This is a genomic window from Microbacterium sp. RG1 (genome assembly GCF_005347485.1).
Lineage (GTDB): Bacteria > Actinomycetota > Actinomycetes > Actinomycetales > Microbacteriaceae > Microbacterium > Microbacterium binotii_A.
Map to the genome: position 1 here is coordinate 930192 of NZ_CP034121.1, position 13266 is coordinate 943457.

Consider the following 13266-nt stretch of genomic DNA (forward strand, 5'->3'; position numbering starts at 1 on the left):
GCCTTACTAGGCTGTCAGGGTGACGGACTCCGAAAAGCCTACTCTGTTGGTCGTCGACGGCCATTCGCTCGCCTTCCGGGCCTTCTACGCCCTTCCCGTCGACAACTTCACGACGAAGGACGGGCAGCACACCAACGGGGTCTACGGCTTCCTTTCGATGTTCGTGAACCTGTTGAAGGCCGAGAAGCCGACGCACCTTGCGGTCGCCTTCGACACCTCGCGCGTCTCGTTCCGTACCCGGGAGTACCCCGAGTACAAGGCGACCCGCAGCGAGACCCCGCCGGAGTTCTCCGGGCAGATCCCGCTGCTGCAGGAGTGCCTGCGAGCCATGAACGTGACGGTGTTGACGAGAGAGGACATCGAGGCCGATGACATCCTCGCGACCCTGGCCACGGAAGGGGTCGCTGCCGGCTACGACGTGCTCGTCTGCTCCGGCGACCGTGACACGATCCAGCTCGTGACCGACGAGGTGACGCTGCTCTACCCCAGCGTGCAGGGCGTCTCCCAGCTCAAGCGTTACACGCCCGAGACGGTACGGGAGCGCTACGGGGTGGCGCCTGCGCAGTACCCCGAGATCGCGGCGCTGGTGGGGGAGACGAGCGACAACCTGCCGGGCGTGCCCAAGGTCGGTGAGAAGACGGCCGTGAAGTGGCTCACGCAGTGGGGATCTCTCGACGAGCTGCTGGCCAACGCCGACAAGGTCACCGGCGTCGTGGGCAACAACCTGCGCGAGCACATCGACGACGTCCGGCGAAACCGAGCTCTGAACCGTCTGCTCACAGACGTGGAGCTGCCCGTGACGCCGGAGGACCTCGCCGTGCGTCCGATCGACGCGCAGGGTGTGCGTGACATCTTTGCGCGGCTCGAGTTCCGCACGCTCCTGCCGCGCGTGTTCGAGGCCACCGGAGCGGATGCGGCAGGCGCCGCCGCCGACGAGGCACCTGTCGTCGCCGCCCCGTCCCCCGTGGAGGCGACCGACCCCGCCATGCTCAGCGCCTGGCTCGACGAGGCCGGGGACGCGGAGGTCGGAGTGACCGTCGTGCTGGGTGCCTCGGTGCCCGTGCGCATCGGGCTCGCCCGCGCCTCCGGAGTGATCGAGGCGGGCTGGAGCGACGGCGTCGCAGAGGCCCTCGCTCCATGGCTCGCCTCCGACCGACCCAAGACGTTCACCGACGCCAAGGGCCAGGTGAAGGCGCTGCGGCGCGCGGGACTCACGGTCGCCGGTGTGGCGTTCGACACGCTCCTCGCCGGCTGGCTGATCCGTCCGAGCCTTCCCGACAAATCACTCGGCGACCTCGTCGACCGCTACCTCGGAGAGAAGCTCCCCGAGGCCGATCCATCGCAGCTCGTCCCCGAAACCGAGGGAGCGACCCCCGGTCAGCTCGCCTGGTACACGATCCGCGTGGCCGAACCTCTGCGCGCCGCCCTGGGCGAGGGCCCGTCCTCGGTGCTCAGAGACATCGAGCTGCCGACGCTGCTCGCCCTCGCCGACATGGAACTCGCGGGCGTGGCGGTGTCGCACGACGTGCTCTCCGGATTCTCGGCCGAACTCGCCGAGCGTGCAGACGGCTTGGCGCAGCGCGCCTATGCGGCGATCGACCGCGAGGTGAACCTCGGCTCTCCGAAGCAGCTGCAGGAGGTCCTCTTCGAGCAGCTCCAGCTGCCGAAGACCCGCAAGACGAAGACGGGATACTCGACGGATGCGGCCGTCCTGGCCGATCTGCAGGAGTCGCACCCGCATCCGTTCCTCGACCTGCTGCTGCAGCACCGTGAAGCGACGAAGCTGCGTCAGATCATCGAGACGCTGGATGCGGCGATCGCATCCGACGGGCGGATTCACACGACCTATCTGCAGACGGGGTCGCAGACGGGCCGTCTGTCGAGCACCGACCCCAATCTGCAGAACATTCCGATCCGCACCGAGGAGAGCCGCCGCATCCGCTCCGCCTTCCAGGTGGGCGCAGGCTACGAAACCCTCCTCACCGCCGACTACTCGCAGATCGAGATGCGCATCATGGCGCACCTCTCGGAGGACCCTGGTCTGATCGAGGCGTTCAACACCGGCGAAGATCTGCACCGTTTCGTCGGTGCGCGCGTGTTCGGCGTGACTCCTGAGGAAGTCACGTCGCAGATGCGCACGAAGGTCAAGGCGATGTCATACGGACTCGTCTACGGTCTGTCTGCATTCGGCCTCTCGAAGCAGCTGCGCATCGAGCAGTCCGAGGCCAAGCAGCTGATGGGCGAATACTTCGCACGGTTCGGTGCCGTGCGCGACTACCTGCGCGCATCCGTCGAGAAGGCCCGGGAAGACGGCTATACCGAGACGATCTTCAAGCGGCGCCGTCCGTTCCCAGACCTCGCCAGCCCCAACCGGGTGCTGCGCGAGAACGCGGAGCGTGCGGCGCTCAACGCCCCCATCCAGGGGAGCGCGGCCGACATCATGAAGATCGCCCTGTTCCGCATCCACACGGAGTTCCAGGAGCGCCGGCTGGCCTCGCGCGTGCTGCTGCAGATCCACGATGAGTTGGTCGTCGAGGTCGCAGCGGGGGAGTGGGACCAGGTCGAGGAGATCGTGCGCGCGCGCATGGGGGATGCGGCGCAGCTCACCGTCCCGCTCGATGTGCAGATCGGCCGAGGCGCTGATTGGAACGCGGCCGGGCACTGAAGCGTGACGGCCGTCGGCGTAGGCTCGAATCCATGAGTGAAACGTCCCGTCCCTCCACTCCCATCGACGCCATCGCCGACGCGTGGGTCGACACGGTGGCCGAGTTGTCGCCCACGACCGCCACGTACATCGGCCGGTTCGAGTACAACGATCGATTCGGTGACTACTCGCCCGAAGGCGCCGAGCGCTACGCCGACGCCGCTCGCCGCACGCTCACCGAGCTCGAAGCGACCGCTCCCGTCGATGACATCGACGGCGTGACGAAGGCCGACCTGTCACGTGAGCTCCGACTGGACCTCGAGCTGCACGATGCACAGGCCGGTCTGCGAGACCTCAACGTCATCGCGTCGCCCGCCCAGGACATGCGCTCCGTCTTCGATCTCATGCCCACCGACACGGTGGAGGACTGGGAGGTCGTCGCCCGTCGTCTTCAGGCTCTCCCCGAGGCCATCGACGGTTACATCGCCACTCTCCGTGCGGGCATCGCGTCGGGCACGGTCCCCGCACGTCGTCAGGTTCTGGAGGTCGTCACCCAGATCGAGCGGTACACCGCGGAGACCGGGTTCTTCGCGACGTACGCCGGCGATGCCGCCCCCGCCGAGGGGCAGCTGCCCGCCTCCCTCGCTCGCGAGCTGGCTGACCAGTCCGGCGCCGCTCGCGTCGCGTACGACGATCTTGCACGTTTCCTCTCCACGGAGCTCGCCCCCGTCGCCAGCGAGCAGGATGCGGTGGGGCGCGAGCTGTACGCGCTGCATTCGCGTCGTTTCCTGGGCGCCGAGATCGACCTCGACGAGACGTATGAGTGGGGTATCGAGGAACTCTCCCGAATGGTCGCCGAGCAGGAGGCCATCGCGAACGAGATCCTGCCCGGCGCCGGCGTCGCCGAGGCCGTCGCCCATCTCGAGGCGGACCCGTCGCGCAAGCTGCACGGTACCCAGGCGCTGCAGGAGTGGATGCAGGCGACGAGCGACCGCGCCGTGGCCGAGCTCGGCCGCACCCACTTCGACATCGCGGAGCCGATCCGCCGGCTCGAGTGCATGATCGCGCCGACGCAGGAGGGCGGGATCTACTACACCGGACCGACCGACGACTTCTCCCGACCGGGCCGCATGTGGTGGTCGGTGCCCGAAGGCGTGACCGAGTTCGACACGTGGCGCGAGCTCACCACGGTCTACCACGAGGGTGTACCGGGCCATCATCTCCAGATCGCGCAGGCCGTCTACAACCGTGCGCAGCTCAACTCGTGGCGGCGTCTGCTGGCCGGAACGTCCGGCCACGCCGAAGGCTGGGCCCTGTATGCGGAGCGGCTCATGGAGCAGCTGGGGTACCTCGACGATCCCGCCGACCGACTGGGCATGCTCGACGGTCAGCGGATGCGGGCAGCCCGGGTGGTCCTCGACATCGGTGTGCACCTCGGCAAGCAGCGCCCGGACGGCGACGGCGTCTGGGATCACGACTTCGCGCTCGCCTTCATGCGGCAGAACGTGAACATGCCGGACGCGTTCATCCAGTTCGAGGTCAACCGCTACCTCGGCTGGCCGGGCCAGGCGCCCTCGTACAAGGTCGGTCAGCGGATCTGGGAGCAGATCCGTGACGATGCGCGTGAGACGCAGGGTGAGGCGTTCTCCATCAAGCAGTTCCACAAGCGGGCGCTCGACATCGGCGGGGTCGGTCTCGACACGCTGCGCGATGCGCTGCGTGCGCACTGAGGGAATGGTGAGCCTCACCCGCGAGTTGTATCCGTCTGAATGAAAGGTGGTCGCGATGACCGTGGAGTTCGGACTGGACACGTTCGGTGACGTCACCGCCGACGAGCAGGGTGTGCCCCTGACGGACGCTCAGACGATCCGCAATGTGGTCGAGCAGGCGGTGCGGGCCGACGAGGTCGGGCTGGCATTCTTCGGCGTGGGGGAGCACCACCGCAAGGAGTTCGCCGTCTCGAGTCCGGAGATCGTTCTGGCTGCCGCGGCGGCCCGGACGCGCGACATCCATCTCGGCACCGCAGTGACGGTTCTCTCCTCAGACGACCCGGTGCGCGTGTACGAGCGCTTCGCGACGCTGGATGCGGTCTCGAACGGCCGCGCCGAGGTCATCCTCGGGCGTGGGTCGTTCATCGAGTCGTTCCCGCTCTTCGGATTCGACCTCGCCGACTACGAGGTGCTCTTCGACGAGCGTCTCGATCTGTTCAGCAGGCTGCGCGATGAGACGCCGGTCACGTGGCAGGGGAGGACCCGCGCCGCTCTGAACAACGCCGACGTGTTCCCCAAGACGGAGAACGGCTTCCGCGCGTGGGTGGGGGTCGGCGGCTCGCCGGAGTCCGTTGTACGCGCCGCGCACCACGGGTACGCGCTGATGCTCGCGATCATCGGGGGAGCGGCAGCACGATTCCGTCCGTACGTCGACCTGTTCCAGCGCACGCGTGACGCGATGGGTGCCCCGCGTCTGCCCATCGGCGTGCACTCGCCGGGCCACATCGCCGACACGGACGAGCAGGCGTGGGACGAGATGTACCCCGCGATGGAAGCCAACCGCAACGCCATCGGTCGCGAACGCGGTTGGCCCCCGTACAGCCGAGCGCAGTTCCAGAACGATGTCGGACCCGGCGGGGCCGTCTACGCCGGCTCGCCCGAGACAGTGGCTCGCAAGCTCGCCGCGACCGTGCGGACCCTCGGAATCGACCGGTTCGACCTGAAGTTCTCGAACGGCACCCTCGCACACGAGAAGATGCTGCACTCGATCGAGCTCTACGGCACCAAGGTGGCCCCGCGGGTACGTGAGTTGCTGGCCGAGACCGGCGAGTAGGCTCGACAGGTCCGGCGCAGGGAGCCGGCGGAACAGGGGGACGCGTGCGCGAGATCCGGTACGTCGCGATCGGTGATTCCTTCACCGAGGGAGTGGGGGACGAACTTCCGGACGGTCGTGTGCGCGGCTGGGCGGACCTCACCGCGCAGGGTTGGGCGAACTCGCTCGGTCACGACATCTCCTATGCGAACCTCGCGATCCGCGGAAAGCTGATCTGGCCGATCGTCGCGGAGCAACTCGAACTGGCACTCGCGCTCCGGCCTACTCATCTCTCATTCAACGGCGGCGGCAACGATATGCTGCGACCACGTACGGCGATCTCGCACCTGGCGGATGCCTTCGATCAGGTGCTGCGGCGGTGCGATGAGGAGGGAGTGACCCTCGTCGTGCTGAGCGGCGCGAATCCCGCGCCGCATCTGCCGATGGGTCGCCTCATCCAGCGCCGCGGTGACGAGCTCTCGGCCGCGGTCGTCTCGCGCATCGAGAACCGGCCGGACGTCGTCCAGGCGCTGAACTGGCCCGACACCGAGCTGTCGTCACGGGGCTACTGGTCGGACGATCGCCTGCACATGAGCGCACGCGGTCACCACCGCGTCGCCGCACGCGTGCTGGACGCTCTCGGCGAGACGCCGGATCCCACGTGGTGGTCGCTTCCCACCGAGTCCGCCGCCCGCACCAGCTCTGGCCTGGCCTACTACCGCACCCACGTGGGGCCGTGGGTTCAGCGCCGCTTGACCGGTCGATCGTCAGGCGACGGCCGCGTGCCGAAGTTCGGCGACTGGGTCACGGTGACACCGACAGCGTGACCTGCGCGAAAGGCCCGTCCATGACGGCTTCGTCGACGCGCAGTCGTGTGAAGTCCAGCCTGCGCGGGAGCAGCGGGCGACCCGATCCGAGGACCGCCGGGGCGTACGTCACGATGATGCGGTCCAGACGGCCGATGTCGACGAACTGACCCGCGAGGTCGCCGCCGCCGACGATCCAGACGTCCCGTCCGGCGGCCGCCGCTTCGATGTCCGCGAGATGCGATGAGACTGTTCCGTGGACGTGTCGGATATCGGCCCCCGCAACCGGTGCGACCTGACGCGAGCTGAAGACGAACGCGGGGCGATCCGCGTAGGCGCTACGCCATCGCTCGGGGTGCTCGTGCAGCTTCTCGTGCCGGTGAACCCAGTCGAAGGTCGTCGATCCCATCACGAGAGCACCCACGCCGTCGAGGAATCCCGCGAAGGCGCTTGCTTCGTCGCTCGCGGGCACGTTGAGCAGCCAGTCCAGGCTGTCGCCGTCATCGGCCAGGAACCCGTCGAGAGTGGATGCAGTGCAGTAGACGTAACGGACCATGGCGCCACCGTATGCGCAGCGTCCGACATCCGCTCGGCGCTCGTGAAAGCTCAGTGGTGTCAGCCGTCAGGGGAGGGGAGTGGCCGCAGAGGAGAGCCGCCCGCGACCGAACGGAAGGACCGGCGCGCGGTAGACCAGGGACGCCTGTGCGCCGGGGTCGAGATCGATGACGGCCGAACCGAATCTCCAGGCCCGGTTGAACACGTATACGCCGATGCGCTCGGGCTCCGTCGCCGAAACCTGCCACGTGCCGCGTCCCCATTGCGCGGGCTGCCCGCGGCCGCCGATCACGACGGTCGGCCGCACGGCGTACAGGGCGAAGCGCGGCTTGCGCAGATCGAGCTCGACCCGTCGGGTGGCGGGGGTGGGATCGGAGGGCATGTCCTTGAGAGTAGTCGGCGGCGTCTCCGTCATACGATGAGGGGATGCCCGTGAAGATCCGCAGCGCCGTCGCGGCCGACCTCCCGCATCTCGAGCGGATCGAGAATGAGGCGGACTCACTCCTGGTGGATCTTCTCCAACCAGACCACTGGCACCCCGCGCCGACGGATGCCGAGCGACTCGCCGACGGAGGGATCATCCTGGTCGCGGAGGGGGAGGACGGCGCTGTCGTCGGTTTCGTGCACGTTCTCGAGTTCGACGGCGGCGCGCATCTCGAACAGGTCTCTGTCCTCCCGGCCTTCGGCGGTCGCGGCATCGGACGCGCGCTCGTCGAAGCGGCGAAGGACGCGGCACGTGAATCCGGATACGCGCGACTGACGCTTCGGACGTTCGCCGAGGTCCCGTGGAATGCGCCGTTCTACGCATCCGCCGGATTCGTGATCGAAGAGCCGGCGGACGACTTCCACCGCATGCTCGTCGAGACGGAGGAACGACTCGGGCTCGAACGCTTCGGGCCCCGCGTGCAGATGGGTGTGGACCTCAGCGGATCCCACTGAGCAGCGGCTCAGCTCACGCAGCCGGGCTTCCGGAGAGCGGAGTGCGAGGGAGCATCCGACTCGTGTAATGACATAATGTGCATTATCGGTAATTACGCTCAGTTTGCGGGAACGCAGTCGGCGCGCGAGAGCGCACCATGGCGCGCGCAGGCGCACCATAGGCTGAAGGCGTGCTGGAGACGTTGACCGGATTCGCCGTCGTCGGCACCGCCATCATCGTCGGCTACGTCATCGGGCGCGTCGATCTGCTTGGCCCGCACGCACGGCATGTGCTGAGTCGGCTCACGTTCTACGTGCTCTCACCGTTCCTCTTGTTCACCGTGCTCAGCCAGGCGGACATCACGACGTTGTTCTCCGCACTGCTTCCGGTGTCGACGATCGCTGCTGTGGTGATCATCGGGCTGCAATGGCTCCTCTCGCGCTTCGTGTGGCGACGAAGCGTCGCGGATGCGACGATCTCAGCGCTGTCAGCCGGTCAGGTCAATTCCAACAACATCGGGATACCCCTGTCGTTGTACCTGCTGGGCAGCGCCGCCTATCCGGCGCCGGTCATCCTGATGCAACTGCTCCTGTTGACGCCCATCGCGCTCGCGATCCTGGATGCCGCAACGACCGGCACGCGATCCTTCTGGCGCGTACTAGGCCGGACGGCTCGCAATCCCATCGTGATCGGTTCGGCGCTCGGTACGCTCGTATCGGTCTCGGGCATCGCGCTTGCGCCCATCGTCCTGGAGCCGGCACTGCTGATTGCGAACGCGTGCGTCCCCATTCTGCTGATCAGCTACGGCATCTCGCTCCACGGTCAGCGCGTCCTGTCGGATGCCGGCCGCCGCGGCGAGGTGCTGATCGCGAGCGCGCTCAAACTGTTCGCGATGCCGGCGGCTGCGTGGACCCTGGCGACGCTCTTCGGGCTCTCCGCGCACGAGGTCGTCATCGTCACGGTGCTCGCGGCTCTGCCGACGGCGCAGAACGTTTTCAACTACGCCCAGCGCTATGCCGTGGGCGAGGCCGTCGCGCGCGACACGATCTTCCTGACGACCGTCGGCAGCGTGCCCGTCCTGTTGGGGATCGTGCTCCTGCTGTGACGGACTGAGTCGCACACCACTCCCCTACGCCGCCGCACCGCGCTACGGTGGATACATACACTCAGCTTCTTCTCAGAAAGAGCAGGACATGTCCGAGACCGTCACTCCCAGCGCCGACAAGACCTTCGTCAACGGAATCCGCACCGCCTTCGGCATCGGCGGCGCGATCGCCCTGATCGTCGGCATCCTCATCCTCGTGTGGCCGCTGAAGACGGCCGCGGTGGGAACCGCGATCATCGCCGTCTACGCGATCGCATCCGGCCTGGTGTACGCGGGTCTCGGCATCTTCTCGAAGACCCTCGGTGGATGGGCCCGCGTGGGTCACATCGTTCTCGGTCTTCTGTTCGTCGCAGCGGGAATCATCGCGCTCGCGAACCTCGGCGACACCACGGTGTTCCTGGCGATCTTCGTCGGAGTGTTCATCGGCATCACCTGGATCGTGGAGGGCATCGTCGCCTTGACGACGCTGGGCAACAGCGCGTCGCGGGGCTGGACCATCTTCTTCGCGGTGATGAGCCTGATCGCGGGCGTCATCCTCGTGTTCTCGCCGCTCTACGTGGCGCTCCTGTGGCTGTTCGTCGGCGCCTCGCTCGTCATTCTGGGCATCATCCAGATCGTGCGCGCCTTCTCCTTCGGCCGCGCCTGACAACGCGAGAACGCCCCCGGATCCTCGGATCCGGGGGCGTTCTGCATGCTTACTCCGCGACGAACGAGCTGGTCTCCCCCACGAGGCGCGTGTTGTCCGCGGGCACCGGGTCCACCGCCGCGAGGGCGACTTCTGCCGCGAACTCGGACACGTTGTAGAGCTTGCCGGCATCCTCTCGGCGCAAGGCGATGGCGCCGGGGTTCGCGCGCTCCAGGAGCGTCGCCGTGATGGTGCCCTCGATCATGTCGCCCGAGACGACGACGAACTCGACGCCGCGCGCGGACAGCGCCGGGATCCGCTCGCGGAGCGCATCCTCACCGGCGCGCTTGGAGAGCGCGACCGGCTCGTACTCGGGCATGGTGGGCGTCGTGTGGATGAAGTGCGCCTGGTGGCTCGTGACGAAGACGACGCGCGACCCCGAACCCAGCAGAGGCAGTGCCGTCTCGAGCACGCGCACCTGGGCGTCCCGGTTCAGCTGCAGCGCGTAGTCCGCGGCCATTCCGCCCTCCATGCCGCCCGAAGCGTTGAGCACCAGGATGTCGAGCGAGCCGAACGTGCGCTCCACCTCGGAGAACATCGCCTGGACGGAGTCCGCGTCCGTCAGATCGGCTCCGACGACGAGCACCTGCACGCCGAGCTCACGCAGCTGTGCGGCGAGTTTCTCGGCACGTGGCGCCTTGTTGCGGAAGTTGATGACCACGTTCGCGCCGGCCTGCGCGAAGTACCGCACGGTGTCGGCTCCGATACCGCGCGACGATCCGGTCACAAGGGCGGTCTTGCCGGCGAGGGAACCGGCGGCGAGGGGGGTGAGCGAATCGGTCACGGGCACTCCTGAATCTTGCGCGAAGGGGCGTCGCCGTGCGCCGAAACGGCGCATCAAGGCGACACCCGACCCTACCAATCCCCGCTCGGCGTCGCGCGCGATAACGTGGGCGCCGTGACGCATCCGTACCTGAGTGGCACACCTCTCCCCCGGGTCCTCGCTCATCGAGGACTCGCGCCCCTGGGAAGTCCTGAGATGGTCGAGAACTCCTTCGCAGCGATCGCCGCCGCTCATGCTGCCGGCGCTGTCTACGTGGAGTCGGACTGTCATCTCACACGCGACGGCACGGTCGTCCTCTTCCACGACGACGACCTTTCGCGGGTAGCCGGCGATCCCCGCCTGGTCCGCGATGTGACGCTGCGCGAGCTGGAAGATCTCATGGCCGATCGCGGCGGACTCGCGAGCTTCGAACAGGCCCTGCAGAGCTTTCCCGACGTGCGCTTCAATATCGACGTCAAGGCGGACGCGGCCGCCGAACCCGCCGGGCGACTCGCCGCGAGCGCGGCGGAGCGCGTCCTGCTGACGAGCTTCTCGGAGCGCCGCCGCCGAACGGCCCTCGCGGCGGCGGCACGCGCCCGGCCGAGCCTCCTGCCCGCCACGTCCGCCGGAGCGACCTTGGTTGCGCGTGTCGCCGCGGCAGCCGTCACCGGCTCCCGCCGGCTCGTGTGCCGCACGCTCGCGGGTGTCGACGCCCTCCAGGTTCCGGAGTATCAGAACCGTATCCGTGTCGTGACCCCACGCTTCCTCGATGCGGTGCACGGTGCGGGCGTGGAAGTCCATGTGTGGACCGTCAACGACGAGGCGGACATGCGACGACTGATCGGGATGGGGGTCGACGGCATCGTGACCGACCGTGCCGATCTCGCGCTGCGGATTCTCGGCCCTGATCGCTGAAGATAGACTGTGAGTTGTGCTCCGTCATAGCCGCCTCGGATGATCCTCCCAACTCGACGCGTTATACCGGGTAAGCACCACGCGACGAGAGGACCACACAATGGCAGACCGCAGTCTTCGCGGCATCCGACTCGGCGCCCAGAGCCTACAGAGCGAAGAGGGCGTCGTTTTTCATGAGCGCGCGCAGCAGACGTACGTCTGCAGCGTGTGTTCGAAAGAGACCACACTGACTTTCGCGGCAGACGCTGAGCCGCCGCAGACCTGGGAATGCCGCGCATGCGGCGGAGAAGCGCTGCTGCGCGTGGGCGAGCAGACCGTCTCCGTCGACCACAGCGACGATAAGGCCGCCCGTACCCACTGGGACATGCTGCTCGAGCGTCGCACCATCCCGGAGCTCGAGGAGCTGCTCGAAGAGCGTCTCGCCTTCGTACGTGCCCGCCGCGGCGCCGGTGACGACGTCACCAAGAAGACCGCCTGAGCGCACTCTCAAGAACGGCGCCGCACCCGAGGGGGTGCGGCGCCGTTCTTCGTCACGCGCGGTTCCGGCGCGGCGCGCGCAGTCGCGCCATGAGCCCCGCTGCCACGAGCGCGACCAGGCTGCCCCAGGCGAACACCGCGTGCAGGGCCGGGCCGAGCACCATCGCGGCGGTCGTGCCGGTTCGCAGCGGAACCTCGGTCACCATCGCGCCGGCGGTGTCGGCGGCGATGCCGTCGATGACCTCGCCGGTGGGAGCGATCACCTGGCTCGTCCCCACGGTCGAGATGTTCACGACGGCTCGCCCCGTCTCGATCGCCCGAGCGCGCGCGAACGCCAGCTGCTGGAGGTTCTCATCGGTCCCGCGGAAGTCCGCGTTGTTCGTCTGGTAGACGTACACCTGGGCGCCGCCGTCGGAGGCCGCCCAGACGACGTCGTCGTAGATCACGTCGAAGCAGATGGCGAGGCCGATCGGGGTGTCTCCGAGCTCGACGACCGGCTCGGCCGTGCCGGGGGTGTACTCGCGCTGGATGAGGTTGATGAGATCCGGCGCCAACGCGGCGAAGAAGGGACGGTCCGGGACGTACTCGCCGAAGGGCACAGGATGGATCTTGTCGTAGGACGCGACGACGCCCTTCCCCGGCTCCCACAGCATCGACGTGTTGAAGTAGCGATCGCCGCGAGCCGTGGCAGCGTTCACGAGGAGCGGCGCGCCGATGCGATTCGACAGACTGTCCAGCGTGGCGGCCGTGGTGCGGTTGGCCGTCGGATCGGAATCGATGCCGCCTTCGGGCCAGACGAGAAGGTCCATGCGATCATCCGCGATCGCCTCGGTGGCCTTCAGCTGGGCGTCGAGGAGCGCGCCCCGCGTGCGCTGGTCGAAGTAACCCGCCGGACCGTTGCCCTGCACCGACCCGATACGCAGCGTACCGGCGGCGGCGGTCCCGTACGCCGGCATGGCGAAGGCGATCGCGGCGACGACCACAATCGGAAGGGCCGTGCGGACATCCTTGAAGCTGTGTGCCCGCACGTACTCGATCGCCGCGGCGCACAGCAGGACGACGACGAAGCCGACACCCGACATCCCGATCCACGACAAGAGAGGGGCGAACGGACCGTTCACCTGCGTCACGCCCACCCTCCCCCACGGGAAGCCGCCGTACGGGAATGTGCCGACCCATTGTTCGCGCAGCACCCACAGGCCCGCGACGACGAGAGGGAGCACGATGAGGCGAGGCCAGAGCCCCCGCAGCGCCCGCGGAACCCACCGATACGCCCAGGTGATGAGGATGGCAGCAGCACCGGTCAGGACGGCCTCGAGCACCGACAGTGCGAGCCACGGTACCGGTCCCAGATAGCGAGCGGTGAAAGAGACGTTGACGAGGAAGAACGCCGCCCCGTATGCCGTTCCGGCGAGGAACGCTCCGCCCACGCTGCGGCCGATGAGCGAGACGAGTGCGAGCGGGACCGCGACGAACACCATCGGCCACCAGCTCAGCGACGGGAACGCCGTCGTCAGGACGAGTCCGCCCAGGACGGATGCGAGCACGGCGGCCCACAGCGGAAGGAGGGCACGCGGTCTCGGCACGAGATCCAG

Annotated in this window: 13 protein-coding genes; 9 read left to right on the forward strand and 4 right to left on the reverse strand. The window is 67.9% G+C overall.

Annotation, left to right across the window (positions count from 1 at the left end):
• The first annotated feature begins 19 nt into the window (after positions 1 to 19).
• From polA to EHF32_RS04445, 4 genes are read left to right on the forward strand one after another with little or no spacing between them, the layout of a single operon-like run.
• Positions 20 to 2665, forward strand: a complete 2646-nt coding sequence (gene polA / locus EHF32_RS04430; protein WP_137417000.1) for a DNA polymerase I — start codon at positions 20 to 22, stop codon at positions 2663 to 2665.
• A gap of 32 nt (positions 2666 to 2697) precedes the next feature.
• Positions 2698 to 4374 (forward strand): DUF885 domain-containing protein, encoded by a 1677-nt coding sequence (locus EHF32_RS04435; protein WP_137417001.1) that lies wholly within the window; start codon positions 2698 to 2700, stop codon positions 4372 to 4374.
• A gap of 55 nt (positions 4375 to 4429) precedes the next feature.
• Positions 4430 to 5467 carry an LLM class flavin-dependent oxidoreductase gene (locus EHF32_RS04440; protein WP_137417002.1) on the forward strand — a complete coding sequence of 346 codons (1038 nt, stop codon included), beginning with the start codon at positions 4430 to 4432 and terminating at the stop codon, positions 5465 to 5467.
• Between the two features lie 44 nt (positions 5468 to 5511).
• The gene (locus EHF32_RS04445) at positions 5512 to 6273 is read left to right on the forward strand and encodes an SGNH/GDSL hydrolase family protein (protein WP_192900689.1); all 762 of its coding nucleotides are present in this window, start codon (positions 5512 to 5514) and stop codon (positions 6271 to 6273) included.
• Here EHF32_RS04445 and EHF32_RS04450 read toward each other — a convergent pair.
• The gene (locus EHF32_RS04450) at positions 6251 to 6808 is read right to left on the reverse strand and encodes a dihydrofolate reductase family protein (protein WP_137417003.1); all 558 of its coding nucleotides are present in this window, start codon (positions 6806 to 6808) and stop codon (positions 6251 to 6253) included. The genes EHF32_RS04445 and EHF32_RS04450 overlap by 23 nt on opposite strands.
• Positions 6809 to 6874: 66 nt before the next feature.
• Positions 6875 to 7189: a hypothetical protein gene (locus tag EHF32_RS04455; RefSeq protein ID WP_137417004.1), complete on the reverse strand. Its 315-nt coding sequence runs from the start codon at positions 7187 to 7189 to the stop codon at positions 6875 to 6877.
• 44 nt (positions 7190 to 7233) lie between these two features.
• Here EHF32_RS04455 and EHF32_RS04460 point away from each other — a divergent pair, with 44 nt between their 5' ends.
• The 3 genes from EHF32_RS04460 to EHF32_RS04470 all read left to right on the forward strand — a co-directional run bounded on the left by EHF32_RS04460 (position 7234) and on the right by EHF32_RS04470 (position 9477).
• Positions 7234 to 7746, forward strand: a complete 513-nt coding sequence (locus EHF32_RS04460; RefSeq protein ID WP_137417005.1) for a GNAT family N-acetyltransferase — start codon at positions 7234 to 7236, stop codon at positions 7744 to 7746.
• Positions 7747 to 7916: 170 nt separating this feature from the next.
• Entirely contained in the window at positions 7917 to 8831 is a 915-nt protein-coding gene (locus EHF32_RS04465) for an AEC family transporter (RefSeq protein ID WP_137417006.1), read from the forward strand.
• An 88-nt stretch (positions 8832 to 8919) separates the two neighbouring features.
• On the forward strand, positions 8920 to 9477 hold the full coding sequence (locus EHF32_RS04470) for an HdeD family acid-resistance protein (protein WP_137417007.1): 558 nt from the start codon (positions 8920 to 8922) through the stop codon (positions 9475 to 9477).
• 49 nt (positions 9478 to 9526) lie between these two features.
• Here EHF32_RS04470 and EHF32_RS04475 read toward each other — a convergent pair whose 3' ends face one another.
• Positions 9527 to 10300, reverse strand: coding sequence for an SDR family oxidoreductase (locus EHF32_RS04475; protein ID WP_238343788.1), 774 nt, complete (start codon positions 10298 to 10300; stop codon positions 9527 to 9529).
• A 114-nt stretch (positions 10301 to 10414) separates the two neighbouring features.
• Between EHF32_RS04475 and EHF32_RS04480 the strand changes: the two genes are divergently transcribed.
• Entirely contained in the window at positions 10415 to 11194 is a 780-nt protein-coding gene (locus EHF32_RS04480) for a glycerophosphodiester phosphodiesterase family protein (RefSeq protein WP_137417008.1), read from the forward strand.
• Positions 11195 to 11294: 100 nt separating this feature from the next.
• Positions 11295 to 11672, forward strand: coding sequence for an RNA polymerase-binding protein RbpA (locus EHF32_RS04485; RefSeq protein ID WP_137417009.1), 378 nt, complete (start codon positions 11295 to 11297; stop codon positions 11670 to 11672).
• A 52-nt stretch (positions 11673 to 11724) separates the two neighbouring features.
• Here EHF32_RS04485 and lnt read toward each other — a convergent pair whose 3' ends face one another.
• The gene (gene lnt / locus EHF32_RS04490) at positions 11725 to 13257 is read right to left on the reverse strand and encodes an apolipoprotein N-acyltransferase (RefSeq protein ID WP_137417010.1); all 1533 of its coding nucleotides are present in this window, start codon (positions 13255 to 13257) and stop codon (positions 11725 to 11727) included.
• Positions 13258 to 13266 lie beyond the last annotated feature (9 nt).

Coding starts and splice junctions, on each gene's coding strand:
- EHF32_RS04470 (WP_137417007.1), top strand. CDS start 8,920: ATGTCCGAGACCGTCACTCCCAGCGCCGACAAGACCTTCGTCAACGGA.
- EHF32_RS04440 (WP_137417002.1), top strand. CDS start 4,430: ATGACCGTGGAGTTCGGACTGGACACGTTCGGTGACGTCACCGCCGAC.
- EHF32_RS04460 (WP_137417005.1), top strand. CDS start 7,234: ATGCCCGTGAAGATCCGCAGCGCCGTCGCGGCCGACCTCCCGCATCTC.
- EHF32_RS04435 (WP_137417001.1), top strand. CDS start 2,698: ATGAGTGAAACGTCCCGTCCCTCCACTCCCATCGACGCCATCGCCGAC.
- EHF32_RS04485 (WP_137417009.1), top strand. CDS start 11,295: ATGGCAGACCGCAGTCTTCGCGGCATCCGACTCGGCGCCCAGAGCCTA.
- EHF32_RS04450 (WP_137417003.1), bottom strand. CDS start 6,808: ATGGTCCGTTACGTCTACTGCACTGCATCCACTCTCGACGGGTTCCTG.
- EHF32_RS04455 (WP_137417004.1), bottom strand. CDS start 7,189: ATGCCCTCCGATCCCACCCCCGCCACCCGACGGGTCGAGCTCGATCTG.